Below are 25954 nucleotides of genomic sequence, written 5' to 3'. Positions count from 1 at the left end.
CACCCGCGTGACGCGATTCCCCGGGAAAACCCCAGTTTTCCGACCCTTTTCGCTCGAAAACGGCCGCTTTTCCCCGCTTTCCTCCCGTTTCGTCTAATCGAACTTTACTTTTTCGATTTTGTTCGTTAGATTTCGGATTCGAACATTTCTGGTTCGTATCTGGACATGCACGGTGCCTGATCAAAGGCTTCGAGCGGTTCCAGGCCAGGCCACTCAAGGCACAAACAGGAAACGCAGGTGACTCAAGAGAATCGGTACGATCTGCTCGTCGTGGGCGGCGGGATCAACGGCGCAGGCATTGCGCGCGACGCAGCCGGGCGCGGGCTGTCCGTGCTCCTTTGTGAACAGGACGATCTGGCTTCGCACACCTCGTCGGCCAGCACCAAGTTGATCCACGGCGGTCTGCGCTATCTGGAGTACAAGGAATTTGGCCTCGTGCGCAAGGCGCTGCAAGAGCGCGAGACGCTGCTGCGGGCGGCCCCGCATATCATGTGGCCGCTGCGCTTCGTGATGCCGCACATGCCTAATCTGCGTCCGGCATGGCTTATCCGCGTTGGCCTGTTTCTCTACGATCACCTGGCCAAACGCGAACTGCTGCCGGGCTCGCGCGGCATCGATATGCGACGCCACGCGGCCGGCGCACCGCTGATCGATTCCATCCGCCGCGGCTTTGTCTATTCGGACGGCTGGGTGGACGATGCGCGTCTGGTCGTGCTCAATGCGCTCGATGCGCAGGAGCGCGGCGCGCGCATTCTCACGCGCACGAAACTCGTGGCCGCGCAGCGCGTGAAAAACGCCAGTGGCGAAGGCGAATGGCAGGCGACGCTGCGCCGCGCCGACGGCAGCACCTTCGAGGTGCGCGCGCGCGCCGTGGCGAACGCGGCCGGTCCGTGGGTGGGCGAGGTGCTGCATGGCGCGCTTGGGCGCGGCGCGCAGCATAGCGTGCGTCTGGTGAAGGGCAGCCACATCGTGACGAAGCGCCTGTTCGAGCACGACCATGCCTACATCTTCCAGAACCCCGACAAGCGCATCATCTTCGCGATTCCCTACGAGCACGATTTCACGCTGATCGGCACGACCGATGTGGAATATCGCAACGATCCCGCCAAGGTGGCGATCGACGGCGACGAAACGCGTTACCTGTGCGAGTCGATCAATCGCTATTTCAAGCGTAAGATCTCGCCCTCCGATGTGCACTGGACCTATTCGGGCGTGCGTCCGCTGCTCGAAGAAGAGGGCGCGAAGAACGCTTCGGCGGTGACGCGCGACTATCGCCTCGAAATGGACGATACGAATGGCGCGCCGCTGCTCTCCGTGTTCGGCGGCAAGATCACGACCTTCCGCAAGCTCGCGGAAGAAGCCGGCGACATGCTGGCGCGCGCGCTCGGCAGCACGGCGCCTGCGTGGACGGCTGGCAAGCCGTTGCCCGGCGGCGATATTGCCAATGCGCGTTTTGCGCCGTTCGCGGAAAGCCTGGCGAAGCGCTTTGCCTGGCTGCCTGCGCCGCTCGCGCTGCGCTACGCGCGCGCTTATGGCACGCGCGCAGAACGTCTGATTGGCGCGGCGAAGTCGCTCGACGATCTGGGCCCGCAGATCGCCCCCGGCATCTACGAGGCCGAACTGCGCTATCTGCGCGATATCGAATGGGCAACCTGCGCCCAGGATGTGCTGTGGCGCCGCTCGAAGCTCGGTCTGCATGTGACGCCGGGCACGCTGGAAGCCGTGACGGCCGCGCTCGACTCGTGGTTCGCCACGAGCCAGGCGCGGACGGCCGTGCCGCACTAAAGCAATACCGTCAGCAATATCGCGCCCCGCAGGTCCGCAGTCCGTGCGGGGCGCGAATCACAACTACGTATGGAAGGAGATGAGAGACATGCAGGATCAACAATACATTCTCGCGCTCGACCAGGGCACCACCAGTTCGCGCGCGATGCTGTTCGACCGCCAGGGCCGCATCGTTTCGACGGCACAGAAAGAGTTCGAACAGATTTATCCGCGTCCGGGCTGGGTCGAGCATGACCCGCAGGAAATCTGGTCGACGCAGGCAGGCGTGGCCGCCGAAGCCGTCACCCGCGCGGGCATGAACGGCACCAATATCGCCGCCATCGGCATCACGAACCAGCGCGAAACCACCATCGTATGGGACCGCGAAACGGGTCAGCCGATCTATAACGCCATCGTCTGGCAAGACCGCCGCACGGCGGACTTCTGCGATCAGCTCAAGGCGCAAGGCCTGGAAGAGAAAGTGCGTGCGAAGACCGGTCTGCCGATCGATTCGTATTTCTCGGGCACCAAGATCCGCTGGATTCTCGATAACGTCGAAGGCGCGCGCGAAAAGGCCCGTCAAGGCAAGCTCGCGTTCGGGACGGTCGATAGCTGGCTGGTGTGGAACTTCACCAAGCACGAGCTGCATGTGACGGATGTGACCAACGCGTCGCGCACGATGCTGTTCAACATCCATACGCGCCAGTGGGACAACGAACTGCTCGAAGCGCTCGATATTCCGCGCAACATGCTGCCGGAAGTTCGTTCGTCATCCGAAATTTACGGCCCGACGAAGACCACGGTGTTCGCCTCGAAGATTCCGCTCGCGGGTATCGCGGGCGACCAGCAGGCTGCGCTATTCGGCCAGATGTGCACGCACACCGGCATGGTGAAGAACACCTACGGCACGGGTTGTTTCCTGATGATGAACACGGGCGACAAGCCCATCGAGTCGAAGAACAATCTCGTCACCACCATCGCGTGGCAGATCGGCGATCAGGTCAATTACGCACTCGAAGGCAGCATCTTTATCGCGGGTGCGGTGGTGCAATGGCTGCGCGACGGCATGGGCATCATCAAGAGCGCCTCGGAAATCGAAGCGCTGGCAGCCAGCGTGCCGCACACGGACGGCGTCTATCTGGTGCCGGCATTCGCGGGCCTGGGCGCGCCGCACTGGAATGCGCGTGCACGCGGTTCGCTGTTCGGCGTGACGCGCGGTACGACTTCGGCGCATGTTGCGCGTGCGGCTCTCGATTCGATCGCTTATCAGTCGCTCGACGTGCTGGCGGCGATGGAAGCGGATTCGGGCATCAGCGTGGGCGAGTTGCGCGTGGACGGCGGTGCGAGCGCAAACAATCTGCTGATGCAATTCCAGGCGGACCTGCTGGGCGTGGATGCGGTGCGCCCGCAGATTACCGAAACGACCGCGCTGGGCGCCGCGTATCTCGCGGGTCTCGCGGTTGGCTACTGGAAGAACGTGGACGAACTGCAAGGCCAGTGGCACGTGGACAAGCGTTTCGCGCCGAACATGGCGGCTTCGCAGGTCGACGCGTGCCGTGCGGGCTGGCAGCGTGCGGTGCGCGCAGCCAAGGCGTGGGCCGACGATTCGCAGTAACGCCGCGCAAGTAATACCGCGCAGTTTCATCGCGCAGTAGTAGCAGTCAAGCTGTAGAAACAGGGCATCCCAAGTAAATCCAATCACACAACAATACCCGGCGGGCAGCGGGCCGAAGCATCGGCCCCGCATGCCCGCTGAACAATAAGTGAGACAACCATCATGTCACCCTATATTGCGGAATTCATCGGCACAGCGATTCTCGTGCTGCTAGGCAACGGCGCGGTCGCTAACGTGCTGCTCGCCAAAACCAAGGGCCGCGGCGCGGACCTCATCGTCATCGTGATGGGCTGGGCGATGGCCGTGTTCGTGGCCGTCTACGTGACGGCGGCGTACAGCGGCGCGCACCTGAACCCGATCGTGACGATCAGCCTGGCGCTGGCGGGCAAGTTTGCCTGGTCGAAAGTGGGCGGCTATATCGCCGCGCAGATGCTCGGCGGCATGGCCGGCGCGGTCCTCGTGTGGCTTGCCTATCGCCAGCACTTTGCCAACGAAGAAGACGCGGATCTCAAGCTCGCCGTGTTCTGCACGGGCCCGGCGATTCGTTGCGTGCGCCACAATGTCATCACCGAAGCGATCTGCACTTTCGTGCTGATCCTGGGCGTGCTGTATCTGGCTGCGCCGCAAGTGGGCCTGGGCGCGCTCGACGCGCTGCCGGTCGGTCTGCTGGTGCTCGGCATCGGCATTTCGCTGGGCGGCCCCACGGGCTACGCGATGAGCCCGGCGCGCGATCTCTCGCCGCGCATCATGCACGCGCTGCTGCCGATTCCGGGCAAGCGCGACAGCGACTGGCGCTATGCGTGGATTCCTGTCGTCGGCCCGCTGCTGGGCGGCGTGGCGGCATCGACGCTTTATCTGTATCTGCACGCTTCGCATTGATGCGTGAGCGGCAGCGCCGGGATGTTGCCTCGCCCGACGCTGCCGCGGCTCAACGTGGCTCAACGCGCTTCGCGCTGCACCGCCACGCACTTGATCTCCACCAGCAGGCCGGGCCGCGCGAGTTCGGACACGCCGAGCGCCGTCCACGCGCAGGTGCCGCGCGGAAACACCCGGTCTTTCACCTCCCGAAACACCGCCATGTGCTCACTCATCTGCACGTGATACGTCGTCATGTCGACAACGTCATCGAAGCTGCAGCCGGCTTCTTCCAGCACGATGCGCAGGTTCTCCCAGCAGGCGAGGAATTGCGCTTCGGGATCGGCGATCACATCAAGCCCGGGCGTGCGCCCGACCTGTCCCGCGCAATAAACCGTCGCACCCACTTTCACGGCCGGCACATAGCCTGCGCGTTCGACGATGCTCTGCATCTGCTGCGGAACGATGAATTCGCGCTCGGTCATACGTGCTCCTTTTCGATTTGAAGTTCGCGCGAACGTGCGCGCGAACCTGCACGAAACGCCAGCGCGGCGGCGACGCATCCCAGCAGCGCGCAATAGCGATAATCGGCGGCCAGGCTCCGATGATCGACGACCACGCCGCCCACCACTGAACCCAGCGCAATCGCCACTTGCGTCGCCAGCGTGAAGAGCGCGGCGGCGGCTTCGCTCTCGCCGCCCGGCACACGCCGATGCCAGACGTTCAGGCACAGCGGCAGCGCGCCCCATGCGATGCCCCAGATCATCACGCCCGCGAGTACGGTCAGGCGCGCATGGTCCAGCGAAGGCAGAACGGCCAGCGTCACGGCGAGCAGCAGGATATTGCCGAGCATCGCCGCGCCGAGCTTGCGACCCACATAACGCCCGGCCGCGAAATTCGCGACCAGCGCGCAGAAGCCATAGGCAAGCAGCACCCCTGTGCCGGTATCGCCGGAAATGCCTGCCTGAAGCAGCAGCGGCATTAAATAGGTGTACGCGCCGAAGTGCGTGATAAACACCAGCAGCGTGAGCGCGAGACTCAATTGCGCCTCGCGTTGCCGTGCGAAGTCGGCGAAGCCCGCAAGACGCAATCTGGATTGCGCGGGCATCGGCGGAAGCACGACGATCTGTGCGATCAACGCGACACTCGCCAGCACGCCCGCGCCGATGAACGCGCCGCGCCAGCTGAAAAAGCCCGCGAGCAAGGTGCCGAAGGGCAGCCCCACGATCATCGCGAGCGCCGCACCGCCGAAGATCGTCCCCGCTGCGTGATGCACATGTTCCGGAGCGACGAGTCGTCCGGCCACGGCCAGACCCAGCGACCAGAACGCGCCGAGACTCGCGCCAACCATCGCGCGGCTCACCAGCAGCAGCGCGAAACTGTTTGCAAAGGCCGCGAGCAGGCACGCCGCAAGCAACATCACGCAGAGGCCGATCAAGACACGCCGCCGGTCGATGCGTCCAGCGGCCATCATCACGCCGGGCGCGGCCACCGCCGCGAACAGTGCGGGCGAGGTCATCATCAACCCGGCCTGGCCGTCCGAAATGTTGAAGGTGTGCGCCACCTCGGGCAGCACGCCCACAGGCAGGAATTCGGTGGTGACGCTGGCGAATGAGCCCAGTGCGAGCGACCAGACGGCCGCCCAATGTTCTTTATTGCAAGTGTTCGATTGCTTCGCGCGCGAAGCCTGCGCGCATTCGATATCCGACATCAGGAGTGATCAGCTAAAGGCTGCGGCAGGCATGCAAATGCTAAGCGCCGCAAGGGCGCGCCCACTGAGGAAACGGGAAAAGCTGCCTGTGTGCCGCGAGGGACAGATTTGAAAAAACCTCAAGCCTCGATTGTACAGCCAGCTTTCATCCGGGTTTCGATGGAGGGCAGGCAGGACAGGCGGGAGCGCTCAAGCTGCGAGCCACGCCTCGCCTTGCTGCTTCATCCATCGCGATGATCCATTTTCCAGACTGATCGATCAATCGCAGATCGCAGCGGGCGATCTGGATGCGCGTCTCATGCACGAGGTCAAGGGCGCGTGTGACGGCACCGCGCACGATATGCGCACGCCGCTCGCGCGGCTGCGAGCGCATCTCGCGCGCGTGCTACTGGAACGTCTTGAGGGCGAGCACGCACATCTGGTCGACCAGGCCACGCGTGGCGTCAACGATGTGTTGGTCGCTTCTCCGCCATGCTGCGTATTTCGGATATCGAAGCAATGCGGCGGTGCGCGGGATTTGGCGATGTCGCGCTCGACAAGCTGTGCGCGGAAGTCGCCGATCTCTATCAACCGCTGGCCGCCGAAAAGCACATCGATCTCACGCTGCAACTGGAGCGCGTAGTAAGCATGGTGAAAGTTGCGCGAAAGGAAATTGTGCGCCCATATATATGACCCTAAAGCGAACGAGGATTATTGCCGTTATTGAAGGCATCGCAACGACTATCCGGCGTTCGCCGGCCCCCGCAGCATGCGCAATTTAACGGTTCGGGCCAGCCTGCTGGCGGTCCTCGTGGTTTTCTCGACGATGATTTTGCTGGGCGGCCTCGTCGGCATCGTTGCGCTTCATAGCGCCAATAGCAACACCCAGGGGCTGCGCGAGATGGCGCGCCAGACCATCCTGGTCAACGACGCGTACAAGGACACCGCACGCACGCGCTCGGCGCTGATGCGCGCCTACACCGCGCTGAAGGAACGCAACGACACGGCCGGGCGCGATTCCGCGCTCAAGAGCGCGCAGCGCACGCTCGATCTCTCCGCGAGCGAGACGCAGTCGTTCGAGAAGGCCGCGCCGTTCGACGGCATGGATACGGGGCTCAAGGCACAACTCGTCGATTCGTCGGGGCAACTGGCGGCGAATCTCGCGCGGGCGCGAGACGCGCTCGCAAACGGCGATACCTCGGCCTACGCCACGCTCAACGACAGCGCGATCACCACCTCGGGTCAGGTCTATTCGGCGAACGTCGAGAAGTTCCAGCAGCTTGCCAACCAGCTTTCCGAAGCGGCGCTTGCCAGCGGCAATACGCAATATCAGTGGATCGTCGGCATGGTGGTGCTGGGCGTGAGCCTCGCGCTCGCACTGATCGTGGCGACCCATTTCGCGCTGCGCCGCGTGGTGTCCGCGCCGCTCGCACAGGCCGCCGACGTGCTCGATCGCATCGCCTCGAACGATCTCACCGTGCGCGTGCCGCCCGCGAGCGGCAATGAAATCGGCCTGCTGTTCGCGGCCATGCATCGCATGCAGTCGGGCCTCACACAAACGGTCTCGGGCGTGCGCGACAGCTGCGAGGCGATTCACACGGCCGCGCGCGAAATCGCCGCCGGCAATCTCGATCTGTCGAGCCGCACCGAGGAGCAATCGGCGTCGCTCGAAGAGACCGCGGCGAGCATGGAGCAACTTACGTCCACGGTGCGCCAGAATGCCGAGCACGCACGCGAGGCCAGCACGCTCGCAGGCGGCGCAGCCGATCTCGCGCAGCAGGGCGGCGATGTCGTGAGTCGCGCCGTGCGCACGATGGCCGACATCAGCGCCAGCTCGAAGAAGATCGCGGAAATCACGGGCATGATCGACAGCATCGCGTTCCAGACCAATATTCTCGCGCTCAACGCGGCGGTGGAATCAGCGCGCGCGGGCGAGCAGGGCCGCGGCTTTGCCGTAGTGGCGGGCGAAGTGCGGACGCTCGCGCAGCGTAGCGCGGGTGCGGCGCGCGAGATCAAGGATCTGATCGGGCAGTCGATCGAGCACGTAGCAAGCGGCAACGCGCTCGTCACGCAGGCGGGCAATACGATGGGTGAGATCGTGGGCGCGGTGCGTAATGTCGCGACGCTGATGGGCGAAATCACCACGGCCACGGCCGAGCAAAGCGATGGCATCGAGCAGGTCGGCCATGCGGTGAGCCAGATGGATCAGGTCACGCAGCAGAACGCTGCGTTGGTCGAAGAGGCGGCGGCCGCTGCCAGTGCGCTGGAAGCGCAGTCGCAGCGCATGCGCGAGGCGGTGTCGGTGTTCCGTCTCGCGCATGCATAAGCGCTTTAAAGCCGCTTTGAAGTCCTGCTGAATTTCACTGCGGAATCACGAAGAGCATGGCCGCGAACACGGCATAGAGCCAGCCCACGTGCGTGAGCTGGCGGCTCTTGACCTGCGGCGCGCGGAACGACCACTGCAGGAACAGGATCGCGATCATCGTCATGACGGCGGCGAGGATCGAAGGCGACGCCAGATGCCACGGCGTGAAGAACAGGCCGAAGGCGGTGGGAATGGTCGCCTGGATCATCATCGCGCCGCTGATGTTCGCCAGCGCCAGACGCTCCTTGCCCTGACGCACCCAGATGATCGCGTTCATGATTTCGGGCAGCTCGGTGGCGATCGGGCTGAAGAGCAGCGCGCTCAACTGCGCGCTCAGGCCAAGCCACGGTCCCACGGCGCTGATCTGCTGCACGAACAGGTGCGAAGCGAAGAAGATCACCACCAGCGCGCCGAGCGTCTGCGCAAGAATCCACACCATCGCGGGATTCGCATCGTGCGGGCGCAGCTTGAGCGGTTCCAGATCCTCGCCTTCCACGGCCTGGCCGTCACCGTCGTCGCTCAATTCCTTCCAGCAATAGAACCCATAGGCCGCGAGAAACGCGATGCCGAGCAGAGGCTTGAAGTGGAACACCACCAGGCCCAGGCCGATCTTCGCGACGAAGATCGCGAGGAACCACAACTGGTCGCGGCGCAGGCGGCGCGTATCGGCGTCGACGGTGCCGGCGCGTGCGCGGCCCGCGCGGGCCGCGGTCGCGAGCAGGGCGACGCCCACCACCGCATAAGCGACGGTGCTCAGCGCAAGCGGGCCGCCAATCGCCGCGCCGATGCCGATTTCCTTGTGCGCGGCATCGCCGCCGAATGCAACCGCCACGAGCGTGACGACGCTTTCAGGCAAGGCCGTACCAAAGGCGGCGAGAATCGTGCCGGTGGCGGTCTGCGTGATATTGAGTTTCTGCCCGAGCCATTCGACGCCATTGACGAAGGTCTCGCAGGACAGATAGATGATGCCGGCAGCGGCAATGAGCAGGGCGAACGTCCAGATCATGACGCACGCTCCACTGAGTGGAAGCGGGAATTGAGGGACATTGTTTTAGTGACATTCCACGGGCCGGACGGATGGACCAATGACGCAATCCCCCCGCCCAGCCCGGGTGTAAGGGATGACGTCATAGGTCTCGTCAGGCCGAAGAACGGCTGCCGGCGCCATGGCAAAACTGCCAATTATGTTGACGACGGCGCCCCGCACATTGCGCGCAAGGCAGACTACTCCCCTAAGACCCGCGCATTATAGCGTAGGAAAACGGCGCTGCCGAATTTTTGCGGCCCACCGCGCCTGCCCGCTCCCGCATGGCGCACGCGTCCCATGAAAAACGCGTATGCGCCGTGTGCGGCGGCATGCGCGTCGAACATGGCGCGCCAATCTGCGCGCGCCGCGTCGTGCCTCGTATCTGAAGCGTGTGAAGCGCGATTTTTCTTCCGATCAATCAGAAGTGGTGGCGAACGCCGATCATCGCCATCGCCTGCTTGTTCGTGGTGGCGTCGTTGCCGAAGTCGCCGAACGAGGCCGTGGCGTTCACGAGCGCGCCCGTATCGGCGTCGATCGTGCGGCCCGAAGCCTTCTGGTAGCCCGCTAGCACGTAAATGTCGGTGCGCTTCGAGAGGAAGTAGTCGCCGCCCAGCGTGAACTGGTTGTAGCTGGCGTTCACACCGTTGCCGCTACCCTTGGTGTAGTTGTAGCCGAAGCCCAGCAACGTCATCGGCGTGACCTGGTAGTTCAGGAAGAACTGTCCCGTGTTGAACTTCGTGTCGCTGTTCGAACCGTACGCGCTGGTGTAGTTGGCGTAGTCGACGTTGCTGTAGCTCAAGCCCGCCTGGAAGGGACCGTAGTTGTAGTTGCCCACGGCGCGGATGATCTGCAGCGAGTTGGCCGACACGAAGCCGCCCGAGATCGCCGACGAATCGACGTTGACGCTGGTGTTCGGATTCAGGCCGTCGAACGAGGCATTCGTGCCGCTGTTGCTGTTGGCCTTGAAGTAGCCCGCGCCGAAGCCGAACGGACCGTGGTTGTACGCCGCCGCGATGGCCCACGTCTGGCCCGCGCCCATGCTGCCTGCTTCGCCGCCGAACGCGTACATTGCGCTGACCTGCAGGCCGGCCCAGTTCGGGCTCGTGTACTTCACCGAATTGTTGGTGCGGTAGCTGTTGTCGTAGTTGTCGATGTCGCCCGGCGTGGCGAAGGCGGAGCCGAAGTTGACGTCGTCGGTCATCGGCTGGAGCAGATCGATCAGCGGATCGTACTGACGACCCAGCGTCACCGTGCCGCCCGTGGTCGAGCTCAGGCCCACCATCGCGGTACGGCCGAACATGCGGCTGCCCTGGCCTTGCTTGCCGTTATCGATGTTGAAACCGCTTTCGAGCTTGAAGATCGCCGACAGGCCGCTGCCGAGATCTTCCGTGCCCTTCAAGCCCCACAGGTTGGGCGAGACATTGCCCGACATCATCTGGAACGTGTTGCCTGAACCGTTCTTGCCTGCCTGATTGCCGAAGAAAGCAACCGAGGTGTCCAGCGCGCCATAGAGCGTGACGCTGCTTTGTGCATGAGCGACGGATGCGAACGAAGCCAGTGTGGCCGCGAGAGCGAGAGCGTTTTTTTTCATTGATGGAGATTCATTAAAAAGTTGCGTGAGAGAGCATTCGCTTCATGAAATCGAATCACGGTGACGGAGGCACGCCAGCCGGTTCAGGGGGCGATTATGCGTAACGCTCTTTGTGAACGAATTCAAAAATCTGAAAGACTGAGTTTCAAAATACTCGGTGCGATGTAGCTCCCGTCCAGACAGCGCTGCAAGCGCGTCGCCCGCGAAGGTGTTGTTTTTTTACGGCTATTCGGGGCGCGACTTGGTGCCTCAGTATGTGCATCGCGAAGACGATCAGGACGCCTGAGTGAATCGGAGTTTATCGAAGCGTAGGCCGCGCATGAGTACGCTCTTAAACATTTCTTCACTTTCCTGCAGATATTCGCGCAGGTTCGCGCCTCTATCCTTGCCGCATGAATTGATTGACGGCACCGGCCACGCGGCTGGAAAGGAGCTTGAAGTGAAGAAAAGTTGGAACGGCGCGCTGGTTGTCCTGCTGGTGTCCATGTCGACGCTGGCGCACGCAAGCGGTACGCCGGGCGACCCACATGCCGTGGAAACACCGGCGACGTCGGCGGTAACCGCGCCCGCAAGCGCACCTGCGCCCGCCTGGAATAACGACGGCAACGCGCACATCACGCGTGCCGAGGTCTATCACGAGATGGTGCAGGCGCAGAACGACGGCGAGTTCAAGACGCTCAACAGCACGCTTTACGCGCATCACTGACGCATCGTAGCTGCGTCTTAGAACGCAACCGTCATGCCGGCATGGCCGCGCGACGTGACGGGCATTCGTAGCGCGGCCAATCATCCGGGTTTCGATCACATGAAATCACGCATTGTCATTTACATCGTGCGCGCGGCGCTATGCGCCGTGGCGACGGCGGCCATATCGGGCTGCGCCAACCTGCACCCGCAGCCGAACGGTCCTGGCGACTGCGTCGGCCCGCCGGACTACTGCGTGCCGTTCTTCGGTTCGTGATGTCTGGCGCGGGCCGCGCAGGCGGCTCACCGAGCGACGGCAGGCGGCGCGGACTGTTCGATTGCGTCTTGCTTCGCTGCTTGCCGCACGTGAGTCAAATCGACGATCTCGCCGGATTTGCCGTCAGTCGAGGGCAACGCAGGCACCGTATCGTCCTTCATGAGCCAGTTGTCCGACTTGTACGTCTTCGAGCGCGCCTGCATATAGCCGTAGCGATCGGATGCAATCGCCTGCAACATCGCGCCGTCCTTCACGATCACGGGCCGCAGGAAAACAAGCAGATCTTTTTTCTGGCGGCTTTTCGTTTCGTGCCTGAACAATGCGCCGATGACTGGAATCTTCGAAATCCACGGCGTGCGCGTATTGCCATTCGTATAGCTGTCGCTGATCAGCCCGCCCAGCGCGATGATCTGGCCGTCGTCAGCGAGAATGGTGGTCTGCAACGAGCGTTTGTCGATGGTGAAGCCGCCGGACTGGGTCGAGGTATCGCTCTCGACGCTCGAATCTTCAGAATAGACCTGCATCGTGATGGTGCCGCCTTCGTTGATCTGCGGCTTGACGTTCAGGATGATGCCAACGTCCGTGCGGCTATAGGTATTGAAGGCGTTCGCTGCGCTCGAACTCGACGAACTGGTGGAGTAAGAGCCCGACTCGATCGGCACGTTGCTGCCAACCAGAATGCGCGCTTCGTGATTGTCGAGCGTGACGAGGCTCGGCGTGGATAGCACATTCACATCGGAATTCGTTTGCAGCGCGCGCAATAGCCCCTTGGTGCCGAGAATATTCCCGAATCCGGCGACCACGCCGACGTCCGTAGTAGTTTCGGCGAGCGATTCGAGACCCGAGGTCGTCATCCATTCGATACCGAACTCGCCGTCTTTTTCGGAGTTGACCTCCATGATCAGCGATTCGATATAGACCTGCACCTTGCGCTGATCGAGTCGCGCGATCACGGTGCTGAGATTGCGGAATACGGGTTCCGGCGCGGTGATGATCAGTGAATTCGTCGAGGTGTCCGCGACGATCTCACCTGCACCCTTGTCGTCCTGATCGCCGCCGCCCTGCGCTTGCCCCGAAGCGCTGCTCGCGGAAGAACTTGAGCCGGACGATGTGGCGCTTTTGGTCGACGAGCTATCGGAACCGCTCGGCAAGGGCGGCAGCGAGCCGTTGCTGTTGGGCAAGCCAGACGCGCTTTGCGAACTGGCGCCAAGAACGGCGCTGGCGAGCGAGTCGCTGTTGCCGCTCGATTGCCCCAGAATCCCGCGCAATGTCCGGGCGAGTTCGGTGGCGTCCGCGTTGCGCAAGGTGACGATATGGATATTGCCGGGCGCGCGGGTGGGCGTATCGAGCTTGATGATGAGCGACTGCGCTTCGTCCAGTCGCGCCGCGCTGCTCGAACGCAGAATGATGGCGTTGCTGCGCGTATCCGCGGTGGCGACTACTTTCTGCGTGGGGTCGCTATTGCCGATGCTGTTCAAGTCCAGCACTTTGGCCGCCTGCTGGGCGACGTCGGTTGCATCCGCGAAATTCAGTTGCACGACCGCGATATGCGGTGCGGAGGCGGCTTCCATCCCGGCGATAACCGCCGCGATCCTTTGCACGTTGTCTGCGTAGTCGGTGACGACCAGCGTGTTGTTGCTGGCGTTTGCCGTGACCGTGTTATTGGGCGAAATAAGCTGGCGCAGCACCGGTTGAAGCGTGGCGGCCGATTCGCGATGGAGCTGAAACACCTGCGTGATGATCTGATCGCCCTTTGCGACAGGCTGATTGCCAACGTAGGTGGGCACCCCCTGATTCTTGGCGTCGACTTCAGGCACTACCTTGAGAATGCCGTGATCCTGAAGCAATGAAAACCCGCGCATGCGCAGGGCCGATTGCAAGGTCTTGAGCGCTTCGTCTTCGGGCACGGGCTCGGCGGAAACCAGGTCGATCTGGCCTTTCACGCGCGGGTCCACGATGATGGTTTTGCCCGTCGCTTCGCCAATCGCATGGGCCACGGCGCCGATGTCCGCATGCGCGAAGTTCATCACGACCGAAGCCGCGGCAATGCGTGCATAAGAGGCGAGCAGCGCGCCAACGGCCAGAATGGCGGTCTTTCTGGTCGGGCGCGGGAGCGGAACCGGACCCGGAACCGACGTTCCACGTTGAGATTGATTCATTGTTGCGTTGGCTGTGCGGGACGACATATCTCGCCGAAAGGCGATAGGGGCGCGCGGGTATCGCTGCCGGGAAAACCGGCAGTCAGAGGAATCGCTATGCTTGAGCGCTAGATGGACATGCTGGATTGATCGACTCAATGCGCTGATTTCGCTCAAGCGTCGCAGTCTATTTTTTCAACAAGACGTACAAGTGACGATCAACGAGTCCTGGATTAACAAATCTTGCAAAGCCGGATTCGTTTCGCTTTATCAATCATTGCGGTAGTGCGTCGAGCGGGATAGGAATGGTAATGAAACGCGCGCGGCGAAAGACGTATTGCGCCCGGTCGGCGTCATCCGCCCGCCGGCCGCAGCGCGTGGTTTTTCTGCTTGAGGCCTCCAGTTAATGGCAGTCCGGCGGCGGTCCATCGGGTGGTGGGCCGTACGGATGTTGCGGCGGCACGGACCCGCTCATGGGCGGCGGCGCATGATCTCCAGACGGCGCATGCGAAGGCGGCGGCCCCGGCGGCGGATCGCCGCAAGGCGGGCGAGCAGGCTTGCCCGAAGCGGTATCGGGACCGCCATCGTACTGCTGGGCGAGCGCCCCTGCCGAGGCGCAGCCCAGCAGAACGAGCGCGATAATGGCCTTGAATTTCACGTTTTTCTCCATCGGCTTCCGGCCGGTCCGGTCGTTGTGCGTCTGTGCAATCGCGGCGCATACGCTTGATATCAGTGGTCATGGAAGTATTGCGCAAATATATGAATTTTTTTGGTTTCCAATTATTGTTTCGTTATGCGAATAACAAAATAAAGCCATGCAAGATTTTGAAATAAAAAAGGAAAGGTGCTGAAATGTGCCCAATGTTACGACGTCACATTGCGATTGCATGATTCCGACGCCGGAGAAAAGCGAAGCAATGGCAACACAAAAACATCTACGTCAAAAGAAGGGGATTGTGATGCGTCGTACCGTCTGGACAGCCATAGCACTGGCTGCCACTGCAAACTGGCTAGCCGCTTGCGGCAGCAACACCACTAGCACGGTCAGCGCGCAGGATGCGCTCACCACTGCCACGCCGATCAAGCACCTTGTGGTGATTTACGGCGAAAACGAGTCGTTCGATCATTACTTCGGGACCTATCCGAATGCGGACAATCCGTCCGGCGAGCCTGCCTTCACGGCGGCTTCGGACACGCCGAGCGTCAACGGCCTGACGACCGCGCTGCTCACCGCCAACCCGAATTCCACCAACGCCACCAACCTCTCGATCTCGGGCATCACGGCGGCTTATCTCGAACCGTTCCGGATCGACCGCGCGCAGGCCAACACCGCTTCGCAGAACCATAACTACAGCCCGGAACAAGAGGCTGAAGACAATGGCGCGATGGACGAGTTCGCCTATTACACGGGTAAGGCCACCACCACGGGCTCCGGCGTGTTCGACACGAAGGGCATGGTGATGGGCTATTTCGACGGCAACACCGTCACGGCGATGTGGAATTACGCGCAGCACTTCGCCATGAACGACAACGCCTATACGGGCACGTTCGGTCCGTCCACGCCGGGCGCGCTGGAAGTGATCTCCGGCCAGACCAATGGCGTCACCCTCACGACCGGCACCAGCACCAACAGCACGACCATTTCCAGCGGCACCTCGCCGAGTACCCAGGCGATTGCGGACGGTGCGGACGGCTTCTCGCTGATCGGCGACCTGGACCCCACCAACGACGCGTGCACGATCTCGAACGACAGCACCAGCACCGTCACGGCGGCCATGAGTTCGTCGAACAGGAACATCGGCGATCTGTTGAATTCGGCGGGCATTACGTGGGGCGGCTTCATGGGCGGCTTCAACCTGGCGACGACCAACGCGAACGGCACGACGGGCTGCAAGCGCAGCACCTATTCGTCGGTGCTGAATTCGAGCGTGGTTGACTACGTGCCGCACCACGCATGGTTCCAGTACTACACGACGACGTCGAACCCGGCGCATACGCGTCCGACTTCGACGGCCTACATCGGCTATACCGAGCCGAAGGACAGCACGTCGACGCCGGTTCATCACCAGTACGACATCAACGACTTCTATACGGCGGTGAAGGCGGGCAACTTCCCGTCCGTGAGCTTCCTGAAGGCGCCTGCGGTACAGGATGCCCACCCGGGCAATTCAGACCCGCTCGACGAGCAGTCATTCGTCACCAATGTGGTGAACTTCCTGGAAGAGCAGCCCGACTGGAAGAACACGGCGGTCATCATTGCCTATGACGATTCAGACGGCTGGTACGACCACCAGTACATCACGCCGACGAGCGCCTCGTACTCGACCAACGATTACCTCAACGGCACGAGCACCTGCGGTACGGGCACGGCGCCGATCGGCGTCACCGGCTCGCCTGTCAATGGTCGTTGCGGCCCGGGCACGCGCACGCCGTTCATCGTGATCTCGCCGTGGGCGAAGAGCAATTACGTGGACAGCACGGCCATCACGCAGGCCTCGATTACGCGCTTCATCGAGGATAACTGGCTGGGCGGCACGCGTATCGGCAGCGGCTCGTTCGATGCGTCGGCGGGCAGCATTCTGAACATGTTCAACTTCAGCGGCAGCGGCAATAACTCCGTGTTGTACCTCGATTCGAGCCTCGGGACCAAACTGTCATCGGCGCCAGCCATATCGGTCACCAACTAGCGGCACTGGGGTTCTCGTCTGCTCGATTCGTCTGCTTGATTCGTCTGATCGATGCGTGCTTGCGAGGCCCCCTCCGAACCGAAGTCTTGCCGACGAGCCAGCGTCACGCGCTGGCTCGATTTGTCGTTGGGTTCCGCGCTAATTTCTTGCTGTCGTCACCATGAACTCTCGTTTGAATGCTGTTGCGTCGTCCACGAACACGGACGGTAGGCCTTCCGCCGGGCGGGCACGGTATCGCCTGGTGCTCTGGGGAGCGCTTGCCGCTCTGCTGATATTCGCCGCATGCGGCGCTTATGCCTTTAGCCATCCGGAGCGCATGCCGCAGGCTGTCGGCGAAATGCTCGAAGATCGGTTTGGCGTCAACCCGCATCCGGTGCATTTGATGAAACCGCAGAGCGCGCCGCTGAGTTTGCTGGCGCAGATCGGCAAGCAGATTTTCTACGATCAGTCGCTGTCCGCTTCGGGTAGGCAGTCCTGCGCGTCATGCCATAGCCCGCAGCATTCATACGGTCCGCCGAATGCGCTTTCGGTGCAGTTGGGCGGCGCGCATGGGACGCAACAGGGCTATCGTCCGCCGCCCTCGCTCGCCTATCTTTATCGCCAGGCCAATTTCAGCATTGGCCCCGACGCGCCCGATATGGACGTCGCGCCGCCGAGCCTGACGGATGCCGCACAACAGGCGCAAGGCGTGACACGCGCGCAAAAGAATGCGGGCGTCGCGCCCGCAGCGCCCGCAATGGTGCCGCAAGGTGGCCTGTTCTGGGATGGCCGCGCCGATACCTTGCAGGCGCAAGCCATGGGGCCGCTGTTCAATCCGGTGGAAATGGCCAACACGAGCGAGGCCGAAGTTGCGCATAAGCTTGAGCGCGGCGGCTATCTGGAGAAGCTGCGCAAACTGTTCGGGCCGGCCGTAAAGTCGGGTTCGGCCATGCTGGTGGACGAGGCGATGTCCGCCGTCAGCCGCTATCAGATCGAGGATGCCTCTTTTCACGCGTTCGACAGCAAGTACGATGACTGGCTCGAAGGCAAGGCGCGTTTGAGTCAGGCGGAATTGCGCGGTCTGCGTCTGTTCAATGACCAGGACAAGGCGAACTGCGCGGGCTGCCACTTGAGCCAGCCGGGCCGCGACGGCCTGCCGCCGCTCTTTACCGATACGCAGTACGAAGCCCTGGGTGTGCCGCGCAATACGCAACTGGCGCAGAACAAGGACCCGAGGTTCTACGACATGGGCCTTTGCGGACCGTATCGCCAGGATCTGGCGAGCCAGACGCAATATTGCGGCATGTTCCTTACGCCGACGCTGCGCAATGTCGCGAACCGCCAGGTGTTTTTTCATAACGGCGTCTATCACGACCTCAAGCACGTGATGGACTTCTACAACTTGCGCGATATCGCACCGGAGAGGATCTATCCGCGCGATGCATCCGGCAAGCCGCAAAAGTACAACGATCTACCCGCGAGATACGCCGCGAATATCGATGTGGCCGATGCGCCATTCGACCGCAAGTTCGGCGATAAGCCTGCGATGTCGGAGCAGGATATCGACGACATCATCGCGTTCCTGAAGACCTTGAATGACGGCTACCCTCAGTAAGCACAACTCGCGCGGCTTCACGATGATCGAGGTGCTGGTTGCGCTGGCGATCATCGCCGTTGCGCTGGCGGCGTCGATGCGGGCGCTGGGCAATCTCGCGACGAGCGAAGCGCAATTGCATCAGCGCCTGCTGGCGGGCTGGAGCGCGGACAACGTGCTGGCGCAATTGCGTCTGGCGCATACGTGGCCCGCGCCCGGCGTGACGCAGTTCGATTGTTCGCAAGGCAATCTCGCTCTGCTGTGCACGCAAAGCGTGAGTTCGACGCCCAACCCCTTGTTCAGGCGCGTGCAGATATCGGTCACGACGCCTGGTCACAAGGGCAATCTGGCGCAACTCATGACCATGTTCGACGATGAAATCAACCGTTCGCTATAAACGCTTCATTGAGCGCGGCGGCGTGAGCCGTGCATATGCAGGTTCGCGCGGATTCACCTTGCTGGAACTGCTGGTGGCGGTGGCGATCCTCGCGATGGTGGCGGTGCTGTCGTGGCGCGGCCTGGACGCGATCGCGCGCGGCCGCGATTCGATCTCGCGTTCGATGGCCGATGAGCGCGTCTTTGCTGAACTGTTCGACCAGATGCGCATCGATTCGCGCCTGGCCGTCTCCGACGACGAAACCGGCGGCAGTGCAATTGCCGCGGATTCTTCCGGACTGCAGATCGTGCGTACCTGGCCGGCCGTATCGGGGCAGGCACCGCGTCTCGAAGTCGTGCGCTATCACGTTGCCGATGGCCGCGTGATCCGCTACGCGTCGCCGCCCATCGGCAATTTCAGCCAGCTTCGCCGCATGCTGCGCCAAGGCGAAGATGCCGCGTGGAGTGCGGTGCCGCTCATGGACGGCGTGAGTGCGATCCAGGTGCGCATGTATGTGCCGCAGACAGGCTGGACGACGCAGATGGACGACGTGCGCAGCGCCATTTCCAGCAACGACAACAACCTGACGATCCCGCAGCTTGCCGCCATGCCGCTGCCGCGCGCGGTGACGGGACTGCAGGTGAGCATCAGCGCGCCAACGCTCAGGCGGCCCATCAATCGCGCGTTTCTGGTGGGGGAGTGATGAGGCGTACACGAATCAGGGCACGCGCCACGCGACGCGAGGGCGGCGCGGCGATCATCACCGCGCTGCTGGTGATGGCGCTGTCTGCGATTCTGGTGTCGGGCATCCTCTGGCGCGAACAGGTGCAGGTGCGGCGCGTCGAGAACCAGCGCCTGCTCGGCCAGGCGCAATGGGTCGCGCGCGGCGCGCTCGACTGGACCCGGCTCGTACTGCACTCGGAAGCTGATACCTTGCCTTCGGTCACGTATCTGGGCGGCTTGTGGAGTACGCCGGTCGCACGCACGCGCTTGAGCGATTTTATCGGCGCGATCAGCGATGACAGCACGCAGGTTGGATCGACATGGCTGAGCGGGACAGTCGAGGACGCCCAGTCGCGTTTCAATCTGCGTAGCCTCGTGTCGAATCCCTCGCCTGGCGTGCTGGAGGTGAATGTCACGCAATTGCAGACGTTTCAGCGCTTGCTGCAAGTGGTTGGCGTCGACGGGCAACTGGCGGGCAAGACGGCGCTGTACGTGCGCGCGGGACTGTCGCATTCGGCTACGCGTTTCGAAAACGCAGGGACGTCGAGTATGTCGAGTACGTCGACCACGACAGGGGCGTCGGCGCAGGAAGACGGCGCAAACTCTACGGATAACCCAGGCCTTGAAGAGATCGACGACTCAAACAGCAAGGCGGCCTCGCTGCTGATGACCGATACCGACGCGCTGCTCGACATTCCCGGCTATACGCCGGCGGCGCTCGCGCGATTGCGCCCGTTCATCACGGTGCTGCCGAACGCGACGCCGGTCAACATGAATACCGCAAGCGCGGAGGTGCTCACCGCCATGATTCCGCAGATGACGCTGGCTAAGGCGCAGGCGTTCGTGGCGCGTCGTCAGACAGTTTTCTTCCGCAATATGAGCGACGTCTCGCTGGCGCTTCAGGCAGCGGACGTAGACGGTGTGACGCTGGATTCGTCGCTGTACGACGTCAATACCAGCTATTTCCTGATTCACGGCGGCGTGCAGCACGACCGCGCCGAAGTGGACCGCACCACGCTGGTGTGGCGCGATCCGTTGACTCACGCCACGCGCGTGGTGCGTGTGCAGGATCAGCCATAGCGCGGATCGATCGCGCAAAACGCATCGGACACGCCAAGCATCGCAGGGAGAAAGGCGCGGCAAGCCGCTGAATGCTCGCCGGCACCCGTCAGCACATGGGCGCCATGTCGCTATGCTAACCTTGCGCAGCTTTGTGTTTCGCCATCCCGTATCGAGATCCACGACCAGGAAGAGAGCCCGATGAGAAAGCACGAGAAGTTGCGCATAAAACCACGCCATGCGCTGCGGGGCGCGCTGCGCGCCCTGACCGCCACGATGCTGTTCGCATCCGGCATGCAGGCGGCACAGGTGGCGCAGGCCGCGCCTACCGAAATCCAGTTCTGGCACGCGATGGAATCGGAACTGGGCGAGCGCGTGAATGAGATCGCCCAGCAGTTCAACGCCTCGCAAAGCGAGTACAAGATCGTGCCGGTTTTCAAGGGCACCTATGACCAGACGCTTGCAGCCGGCATTGCTGCTTATCGCAGCGGCGATGCGCCCGCCATCCTTCAGGTGTACGAAGTGGGCACGGCAACCCTGATGCAGGCGAAGAAGGCTGTCGTTCCCGTCTACGACGTGATGAAGAACGCGGGCGTGCCGTTCGACGAAAAAGCCTTCGTGCCGACCATCGCGAGTTTTTACGGCGACGCCAGGACGGGTCATCTTGTCTCGATGCCCTTCAATAGCTCCACGCCGCTGCTTTACTTCAATCGCGATGCCTTCAGGAAGGCCGGCCTGAATCCCGACGCCCCGCCGAAAACCTGGCCCGAAGTCGCCGCCGATGCCGCGAAGCTCAAGGCCGCGGGTCTGGCTTGCGGCTTCACGACGGGCTGGCAGGGCTGGATCCAGATCGAGAATTACAGCGCCTGGCAGGCCGCGCCGATTGCCACGCGCAATAACGGTTTCGATGGCGCGGACGCCGAACTGGAAATCAACAAGCCCGTGCAGGTCGCGCATATCGCCTTCCTCCAGAAGATGGCGAAGGACGGCACGTTCACCTATGTGGGGCGCAAGGACGAGGCGACGGCCAAATTCTATAGCGGCGATTGCGGGATCATGATGGGCTCGTCGGGCGCGTTTGCGAATGTGCAGAAGTACGCAAAATTCCAGTTCGGCACCGGCATGATGCCGTACGACCCGAGCGTGAAGGGTGCGCCGCAGAATGCCATCATCGGCGGGGCGAGCCTGTGGGTGCTGGCGGGCAAGAATCCCGAGGTCTACAAGGGCGTCGCGAAGTTTCTTGCGTATCTGAGTTCGCCCGCCGTGGCCGCGAAATGGCACGAGGATACGGGTTATCTGCCTGTGACGACCGCCGCCTACGATCTCGCGCGCAAGCAGGGCTTCTACGCCGCGCATCCGGGCGCGGATACGGCCACCAGACAGATGCTCAACAAGTCGCCGCTACCGTATACCAAGGGCCTGCGTCTGGGCAACATGCCGCAGATTCGCACGGTGGTGGATGAGGAACTGGAGCAGGTCTGGACGGGCAGCAAGACGCCGCAACAGGCGCTCGATTCGGCCAACTCGCGCGGTAATGAATTGCTGAGGCGCTTCGAGAAGCAGGGCGGCTAGGCACGGCTGCAACACGGCACAAAATCGATCGCGGCGCGATGTCCTTTGGTGGACCTCGCGCCGTTTTTTTATCGGCTGAAAGGCTTGTCTAGAACCACGCGTCCTGCATGTCGAGCGTGGTGCGATCGAGCGAGGTGAGCAGATCGAACTGCGCGGAGGTTTTCGGCAATTCCCACGCGAAAAAGTACCTTGCCGCTGCCAGCTTGCCGCGATAGAAGCCGGCATCGTCGCCCTGTGCGTGCTTGAGCGCCGCGCGTGCAGACAGCGCCTGTTCGAGCCAGATCCACGCCACCACCACATGACCGAACGCTTCCAGGTACACCGAAGCATTCGCGAGCGTCACGTTCGGATCGCCCGCCGCCCACAGCGCGCGCGTGACTGCCTGCAGCCGTTCAAGCGCCGCTTCCAGCGCGCGTGCATGGGCCGCGTCCTGCGCGTCGCCGTTTGAACGTGCGCGGTCGAGCGTCGCCTGCACGCGTTGCGCGAACAGCTTGAGCGCCGCGCCGTCCTTGATCGTCACCTTGCGGCCCAGCAGATCGAGGCCCTGAATGCCGTGCGTGCCTTCATGGATCGGATTGAGCCGATTGTCGCGATAGAACTGTTCGACGTTGTATTCGCGCGTGTAGCCATAGCCGCCGTGTACCTGAATGGCGAGGTCGTTGGCGGCGAGGCACCATTGCGACGGCCAGCTTTTGGCGATCGGCGTGAGCAGATCGAGCAGCAGCGTAAGCGGTTCGCGCGCGGCATCGTCGTCGATGGCGCGGGCTTCGTCCACGAGCTTCGCGCACCAGAGCGTGAGCGCGAGCGCGCCTTCCACATAGCTCTTTTGCGCGAGCAGCATGCGGCGCACGTCGGCATGTTCGACCAGCTTGATCTGCGGCGATGCCGGGTCCTTGCCCGCCGCGCCCATGCCGCGCCCCTGCGGACGATTGCGCGCGTAATCGAGCGCATGCAGATAGCCGGTGTAGCCGAGCATCGTCGCGCCCAGACCCACGCCGATGCGCGCCTCGTTCATCATATGGAACATGTAGGCGAGACCTTTGTGCGGCTCGCCCACCAGATAGCCGATCGCGCCAGCGCGGCCGCCCGGCGCGTACTTCGTGCCTTCGCCGAAATTGAGCAGGCAGTTGGTGGTGCCGCGATACCCCATCTTGTGATTGAGGCCCGCGAGCACCACGTCGTTGTGCTCGCCGCGCGTGCCGTCTTCGTTGACGAGATACTTCGGCACCACGAAGAGCGAGATGCCCTTCACGCCAGGAATCAGCTTGCCGTCCGGGCCCGGAATCTTCGCCAGCACCAGATGCACGATGTTTTCCGACAGCTCGTGCTCGCCGCCCGAAATCCACATCTTGTTGCCGCGCAGACGATACTGCGCGCCCAGCGCCGATTCGCCTTCGAAATCGGCGCGCGTGGCCACATCGGAGAGCGACGAACCCGCCTGCGGCTCCGAAAGACACATCGTGCCGAAGTAGCGCCCTTCCAGTTCGGGCTTCACGAAGGTCTCGATCTGCTTCTCGCTGCCGTGTGCGAGCAGCAGGTTGGCATTGCCGATGGTCAGAAATGGATAGGCGCTCGATCCCACGTTGGCGGCCTTGAACCAGGCAAAGCCGGCTTTCTCGACCACCAGCGGCAGTTGCATGCCGCCGTATTCGTAGTCCTGACCCGCCGCCATCAGCCCGGCTTCGCAGAAGGCCTTTAAGGCGGTCTTGACTTCGGGGATGATGGTGACGGTCTCGCCATCGAAATGCGGTTCGTGCTGATCGTTCTTCTTGTTGTGCGGCGCGAACAGGTCGGTGGCGATCTTCTCGCAGGTGTCCAGCGCGGCGTCGAAGGTCTCGCGCGAATGATCCGCGTAACGCGCGATGCGCGTGAGACGCTCGACGTCGAGCCATTCGTAGAGCAGGAAATTCAGGTCACGGCGGGAGAAGATCAGCGACATGGCAGGCGGTCTCGCGAAGAAGGTGACGAGTGAGAGCGCCAGCCTACACGAAAATAGAACGGTCGTGCTATTGGGATTTTACTGAGCCAGGCGATACGATCGCACCCTGAAACCATCGCGTGCGCCAGGCTGGCGTAGACTGACCGGCGCGTACATCCCGCACTCTCACTTAAAGACCAGGAGTATTTGCATGAGCCAACCCGCGCTGATCGTTATCGACCTGCAGAACGACTACTTCCCCGGCGGCGCGTTCGAACTCTGGAACGCCGACGCCACGCTCGCCGTGGTCGAGCGCGCCATCGGCCGTGCGCAGGCGAAGGGCATCCCGGTGATCCACGTCCAGCACGTCGCCGACGCCGCCAAGGGCAATGCGCCGTTCTTCAATGCGGGCACCGTGGGCGTGGAAACGCATGCGCGCATCCAGGCGGCCGCGCCCGATGCACCCGTGGTCATCAAGCAGTTCGCGGACGCCTTCGAGCGCACCACGCTGCACGACACCTTGCAGGGCCTGGGCGTCGATGAACTGATCCTGTGCGGGATGATGACGCAGAACTGCGTGACGCATACGGCGCTGTCCCGGCGCGCCGACGACTACAAGAAAGTCACCGTGCTCAGCGATGCCTGCACCACGGTCAGCCAGATGATCCACGCGATCGCGCTGAGCGCGCTGGCCACCCGCGTGACGCTCGCTCCGTCTGACGCGGTGATCTGATAGCGCTTCGTCGTGCGGTTATTTCGCTCGTTCGCTCGTTTGTTTGCTCATTTGATCGCTCACTTCGCCAGGTAACGGTCGAAGAACGCCAGCGCCTCGTTAGCCGTTAGCGCATGGACGGCGTCCCGGTCCACGCCCGGGCCGTCCTTGCAGATGCGCGCGAGACGCACGGCGGCGCCTGGCAAACAGACGTCGAGGAACGTGTAGTGCGAAGCGCCTGGCACCATCGTCAGGCTCGCTTGCGGCAGGAAACCCGCGATGCGGCGCACGTTGGTGTCCGGCGGCACGGTGATATCGGCGGTGCCCGCGAGCAGGGCAACGGGAATCGATACGGCTTTGAAGGCGTCGGCGTCGAAAGCTTCGCCCAGCGCGGGTGCAATCGCGAACACGGCCCGCACGCGGGCATCGCGGTACGAATCGCCGGAGCGTGCGAACGAGGCGCGCATTTCAGGCGTGGGCGGCGGGTGCGGCACGCTTGCGCCGCTTGCGCCACTTGCGCCACTCCCATCGCTTGCCGTGCCGGCCAGGCGTTTGGCTTCCGGAGGATGGCAGATCGCATCGGCCTGCGGTGAACGGCAGAACGCCTCCAGCGCATCGACGTCCGTGCGTGCGCCCGCGAGTTCCAGCACCGTATAGCCGCCCAGCGAAAACCCCGCCGCGCCAATGCGCGTCTGATCGATATGCGGCCCAAACTGCGGATCAGCGAGCAGAGCGTCGAGCACATTGCTCAGATCGCTCGCGCGTTCCCACCAAAGCAGAAAGCCCTCGCGCGTGAGCGGTTCGAGTTCGTTATTGCCCGGATGATTGACAGCCGCGACGATGTAGCCGTGCGCGGCGAGGGCGCTGGCGAGCCAGTCCTGGTCGTTGGCGCTGCCGCCCGTGCCGTGCGACAGCAGCACGAGGGCAAAGCGCGTGTGCGCATCACCGGCCAGCGCAGCGTCGCTGGCGACGGGCTGGCCGCGGAATATCGGGTCGCCGGGCCGGCCAATCTCGCGCGGCGTTTCGGGCGTGCCGGGCGCGACGGGATACCAGATCTGGGTGAGCAGTCGCGCGGTGGCCGCGCCGCGCCAGTTGCGCTCGACCGCGGGATGAACGACGCGCGAACTCAGGCCCACGTGCCAGGGCGCGTGATCGCCGGGTTCATCGGCATGGACGCCAGGCAGTAGCCCGGCGAGCAACGCGGCGATGCAGAGCGTGCGCCCCACGCGCCGCAGGAAGCCCGCTAGAGAGAGGGTCGTTCCAGACATAGCAAGAACACGCGCCATGCTCGCACTCCCGGCATCGGATTGATACGGAGCCCGATTCTA

22 protein-coding genes and 1 riboswitch are annotated in these 25954 nt (G+C 62.9%); of the genes, 14 read left to right on the top strand and 8 right to left on the bottom strand.

Going from position 1 to position 25954, the window contains the following annotated elements:
- The first annotated feature begins 237 nt into the window (after positions 1-237).
- From glpD to F4827_RS28235, 3 genes are all read left to right on the top strand, one after another.
- Entirely contained in the window at positions 238-1785 is a 1548-nt protein-coding gene (glpD, locus tag F4827_RS28245) for a glycerol-3-phosphate dehydrogenase (RefSeq protein WP_183729668.1), read from the top strand.
- Between the two features lie 88 nt (positions 1786-1873).
- Complete coding sequence (glpK, locus tag F4827_RS28240) at positions 1874-3379, top strand: glycerol kinase GlpK (RefSeq protein ID WP_183729665.1); 1506 nt, start codon at positions 1874-1876, stop codon at positions 3377-3379.
- Between the two features lie 162 nt (positions 3380-3541).
- Positions 3542-4258, top strand: a complete 717-nt coding sequence (locus F4827_RS28235) for an MIP/aquaporin family protein (protein WP_183729662.1) — start codon at positions 3542-3544, stop codon at positions 4256-4258.
- Between the two features lie 59 nt (positions 4259-4317).
- Here the strand turns inward: F4827_RS28235 and F4827_RS28230 are convergent, their stop codons facing one another.
- The gene (locus F4827_RS28230; RefSeq protein ID WP_183729658.1) at positions 4318-4719 is read right to left on the bottom strand and encodes a RidA family protein; all 402 of its coding nucleotides are present in this window, start codon (positions 4717-4719) and stop codon (positions 4318-4320) included.
- Positions 4716-5945 carry an MFS transporter gene (locus tag F4827_RS28225; RefSeq protein ID WP_183729655.1) on the bottom strand — a complete coding sequence of 410 codons (1230 nt, stop codon included), beginning with the start codon at positions 5943-5945 and terminating at the stop codon, positions 4716-4718. The genes F4827_RS28230 and F4827_RS28225 overlap by 4 nt, the downstream gene beginning before the upstream one ends.
- Before the next feature lie 471 nt (positions 5946-6416).
- Here F4827_RS28225 and F4827_RS28220 point away from each other — a divergent pair, with 471 nt between their 5' ends.
- Together F4827_RS28220 and F4827_RS28215 are read left to right on the top strand one after the other, a co-directional pair.
- Complete coding sequence (locus F4827_RS28220) at positions 6417-6617, top strand: hypothetical protein (RefSeq protein WP_183729652.1); 201 nt, start codon at positions 6417-6419, stop codon at positions 6615-6617.
- A gap of 76 nt (positions 6618-6693) precedes the next feature.
- Positions 6694-8250, top strand: coding sequence for a methyl-accepting chemotaxis protein (locus F4827_RS28215; RefSeq protein ID WP_183729649.1), 1557 nt, complete (start codon positions 6694-6696; stop codon positions 8248-8250).
- Between the two features lie 34 nt (positions 8251-8284).
- Here F4827_RS28215 and F4827_RS28210 read toward each other — a convergent pair whose 3' ends face one another.
- Together F4827_RS28210 and F4827_RS28205 are read right to left on the bottom strand one after the other, a co-directional pair.
- Positions 8285-9295, bottom strand: a complete 1011-nt coding sequence (locus F4827_RS28210) for a sodium:calcium antiporter (protein ID WP_183729646.1) — start codon at positions 9293-9295, stop codon at positions 8285-8287.
- 50 nt (positions 9296-9345) lie between these two features.
- Positions 9346-9547: riboswitch (yybP-ykoY riboswitch) on the bottom strand.
- Between the two features lie 187 nt (positions 9548-9734).
- The gene (locus F4827_RS28205) at positions 9735-10907 is read right to left on the bottom strand and encodes a porin (RefSeq protein ID WP_183729643.1); all 1173 of its coding nucleotides are present in this window, start codon (positions 10905-10907) and stop codon (positions 9735-9737) included.
- A gap of 439 nt (positions 10908-11346) precedes the next feature.
- Here F4827_RS28205 and F4827_RS28200 point away from each other — a divergent pair, with 439 nt between their 5' ends.
- Together F4827_RS28200 and F4827_RS28195 are read left to right on the top strand one after the other, a co-directional pair.
- Positions 11347-11613 (top strand): DUF4148 domain-containing protein, encoded by a 267-nt coding sequence (locus F4827_RS28200; RefSeq protein ID WP_183729640.1) that lies wholly within the window; start codon positions 11347-11349, stop codon positions 11611-11613.
- Positions 11614-11646: 33 nt separating this feature from the next.
- Entirely contained in the window at positions 11647-11868 is a 222-nt protein-coding gene (locus F4827_RS28195; RefSeq protein ID WP_183729789.1) for a hypothetical protein, read from the top strand.
- 26 nt (positions 11869-11894) lie between these two features.
- On the opposite strand, the gene F4827_RS28190 is transcribed toward F4827_RS28195, so the two are convergent.
- Together F4827_RS28190 and F4827_RS28185 are read right to left on the bottom strand one after the other, a co-directional pair.
- Complete coding sequence (locus F4827_RS28190) at positions 11895-14027, bottom strand: secretin N-terminal domain-containing protein (protein ID WP_183729637.1); 2133 nt, start codon at positions 14025-14027, stop codon at positions 11895-11897.
- A 382-nt stretch (positions 14028-14409) separates the two neighbouring features.
- Positions 14410-14664 (bottom strand): hypothetical protein, encoded by a 255-nt coding sequence (locus tag F4827_RS28185; protein ID WP_183729634.1) that lies wholly within the window; start codon positions 14662-14664, stop codon positions 14410-14412.
- Between the two features lie 301 nt (positions 14665-14965).
- On the opposite strand from F4827_RS28185, the gene F4827_RS28180 reads away from it, so the two are divergent.
- From F4827_RS28180 to ugpB, 6 genes are all read left to right on the top strand, one after another.
- Complete coding sequence (locus F4827_RS28180; RefSeq protein WP_183729631.1) at positions 14966-16693, top strand: phospholipase C; 1728 nt, start codon at positions 14966-14968, stop codon at positions 16691-16693.
- A 160-nt stretch (positions 16694-16853) separates the two neighbouring features.
- Positions 16854-18287, top strand: coding sequence for a cytochrome-c peroxidase (locus F4827_RS28175; protein WP_183729628.1), 1434 nt, complete (start codon positions 16854-16856; stop codon positions 18285-18287).
- Complete coding sequence (gene gspI / locus F4827_RS28170; protein ID WP_183729626.1) at positions 18268-18663, top strand: type II secretion system minor pseudopilin GspI; 396 nt, start codon at positions 18268-18270, stop codon at positions 18661-18663. The genes F4827_RS28175 and gspI overlap by 20 nt, the downstream gene beginning before the upstream one ends.
- The gene (locus F4827_RS28165) at positions 18641-19345 is read left to right on the top strand and encodes a type II secretion system protein J (protein WP_183729623.1); all 705 of its coding nucleotides are present in this window, start codon (positions 18641-18643) and stop codon (positions 19343-19345) included. Before gspI ends, F4827_RS28165 begins: the two co-directional genes overlap by 23 nt.
- Positions 19345-20445 carry a type II secretion system minor pseudopilin GspK gene (gspK, locus tag F4827_RS28160; protein ID WP_183729620.1) on the top strand — a complete coding sequence of 367 codons (1101 nt, stop codon included), beginning with the start codon at positions 19345-19347 and terminating at the stop codon, positions 20443-20445. The genes F4827_RS28165 and gspK overlap by 1 nt, the downstream gene beginning before the upstream one ends.
- Positions 20446-20700: 255 nt before the next feature.
- The gene (gene ugpB, locus F4827_RS28155) at positions 20701-21996 is read left to right on the top strand and encodes a sn-glycerol-3-phosphate ABC transporter substrate-binding protein UgpB (protein ID WP_183729783.1); all 1296 of its coding nucleotides are present in this window, start codon (positions 20701-20703) and stop codon (positions 21994-21996) included.
- A gap of 88 nt (positions 21997-22084) precedes the next feature.
- On the opposite strand, the gene F4827_RS28150 is transcribed toward ugpB, so the two are convergent.
- Positions 22085-23935, bottom strand: coding sequence for an acyl-CoA dehydrogenase (locus F4827_RS28150; RefSeq protein ID WP_183729616.1), 1851 nt, complete (start codon positions 23933-23935; stop codon positions 22085-22087).
- A gap of 190 nt (positions 23936-24125) precedes the next feature.
- Between F4827_RS28150 and F4827_RS28145 the strand changes: the two genes are divergently transcribed.
- Positions 24126-24647 (top strand): cysteine hydrolase family protein, encoded by a 522-nt coding sequence (locus F4827_RS28145; protein ID WP_183729613.1) that lies wholly within the window; start codon positions 24126-24128, stop codon positions 24645-24647.
- 59 nt (positions 24648-24706) lie between these two features.
- Here F4827_RS28145 and F4827_RS28140 read toward each other — a convergent pair whose 3' ends face one another.
- Entirely contained in the window at positions 24707-25894 is a 1188-nt protein-coding gene (locus F4827_RS28140; protein WP_183729609.1) for a serine aminopeptidase domain-containing protein, read from the bottom strand.
- Positions 25895-25954 lie beyond the last annotated feature (60 nt).

Origin of the sequence: Paraburkholderia bannensis, assembly GCF_014200455.1 — a bacterium.
GTDB classification, from domain to species: Bacteria; Pseudomonadota; Gammaproteobacteria; order Burkholderiales; family Burkholderiaceae; genus Paraburkholderia; species Paraburkholderia bannensis_A.
The sequence above is the reverse complement of the archived record's forward strand: the minus strand, read 5'-3'. Positions and strand labels throughout refer to the sequence as shown.

What these genes read in the sequence shown, in the direction of transcription:
- F4827_RS28165 (WP_183729623.1), top strand. Translation starts at nt 18,641, where the DNA reads ATGAAATCAACCGTTCGCTATAAACGCTTCATTGAGCGCGGCGGCGTG.
- F4827_RS28205 (WP_183729643.1), bottom strand. Translation starts at nt 10,907, where the DNA reads ATGAAAAAAAACGCTCTCGCTCTCGCGGCCACACTGGCTTCGTTCGCA.
- F4827_RS28190 (WP_183729637.1), bottom strand. Translation starts at nt 14,027, where the DNA reads ATGAATCAATCTCAACGTGGAACGTCGGTTCCGGGTCCGGTTCCGCTC.
- F4827_RS28230 (WP_183729658.1), bottom strand. Translation starts at nt 4,719, where the DNA reads ATGACCGAGCGCGAATTCATCGTTCCGCAGCAGATGCAGAGCATCGTC.
- F4827_RS28175 (WP_183729628.1), top strand. Translation starts at nt 16,854, where the DNA reads ATGAACTCTCGTTTGAATGCTGTTGCGTCGTCCACGAACACGGACGGT.
- F4827_RS28145 (WP_183729613.1), top strand. Translation starts at nt 24,126, where the DNA reads ATGAGCCAACCCGCGCTGATCGTTATCGACCTGCAGAACGACTACTTC.
- F4827_RS28150 (WP_183729616.1), bottom strand. Translation starts at nt 23,935, where the DNA reads ATGTCGCTGATCTTCTCCCGCCGTGACCTGAATTTCCTGCTCTACGAA.
- gspK (WP_183729620.1), top strand. Translation starts at nt 19,345, where the DNA reads ATGAGGCGTACACGAATCAGGGCACGCGCCACGCGACGCGAGGGCGGC.
- F4827_RS28195 (WP_183729789.1), top strand. Translation starts at nt 11,647, where the DNA reads ATGCCGGCATGGCCGCGCGACGTGACGGGCATTCGTAGCGCGGCCAAT.
- F4827_RS28180 (WP_183729631.1), top strand. Translation starts at nt 14,966, where the DNA reads ATGCGTCGTACCGTCTGGACAGCCATAGCACTGGCTGCCACTGCAAAC.
- ugpB (WP_183729783.1), top strand. Translation starts at nt 20,701, where the DNA reads ATGCTGTTCGCATCCGGCATGCAGGCGGCACAGGTGGCGCAGGCCGCG.
- F4827_RS28225 (WP_183729655.1), bottom strand. Translation starts at nt 5,945, where the DNA reads ATGTCGGATATCGAATGCGCGCAGGCTTCGCGCGCGAAGCAATCGAAC.
- F4827_RS28235 (WP_183729662.1), top strand. Translation starts at nt 3,542, where the DNA reads ATGTCACCCTATATTGCGGAATTCATCGGCACAGCGATTCTCGTGCTG.
- F4827_RS28220 (WP_183729652.1), top strand. Translation starts at nt 6,417, where the DNA reads ATGCTGCGTATTTCGGATATCGAAGCAATGCGGCGGTGCGCGGGATTT.
- gspI (WP_183729626.1), top strand. Translation starts at nt 18,268, where the DNA reads ATGACGGCTACCCTCAGTAAGCACAACTCGCGCGGCTTCACGATGATC.
- F4827_RS28215 (WP_183729649.1), top strand. Translation starts at nt 6,694, where the DNA reads ATGCGCAATTTAACGGTTCGGGCCAGCCTGCTGGCGGTCCTCGTGGTT.
- F4827_RS28210 (WP_183729646.1), bottom strand. Translation starts at nt 9,295, where the DNA reads ATGATCTGGACGTTCGCCCTGCTCATTGCCGCTGCCGGCATCATCTAT.
- glpK (WP_183729665.1), top strand. Translation starts at nt 1,874, where the DNA reads ATGCAGGATCAACAATACATTCTCGCGCTCGACCAGGGCACCACCAGT.
- F4827_RS28140 (WP_183729609.1), bottom strand. Translation starts at nt 25,894, where the DNA reads ATGTCTGGAACGACCCTCTCTCTAGCGGGCTTCCTGCGGCGCGTGGGG.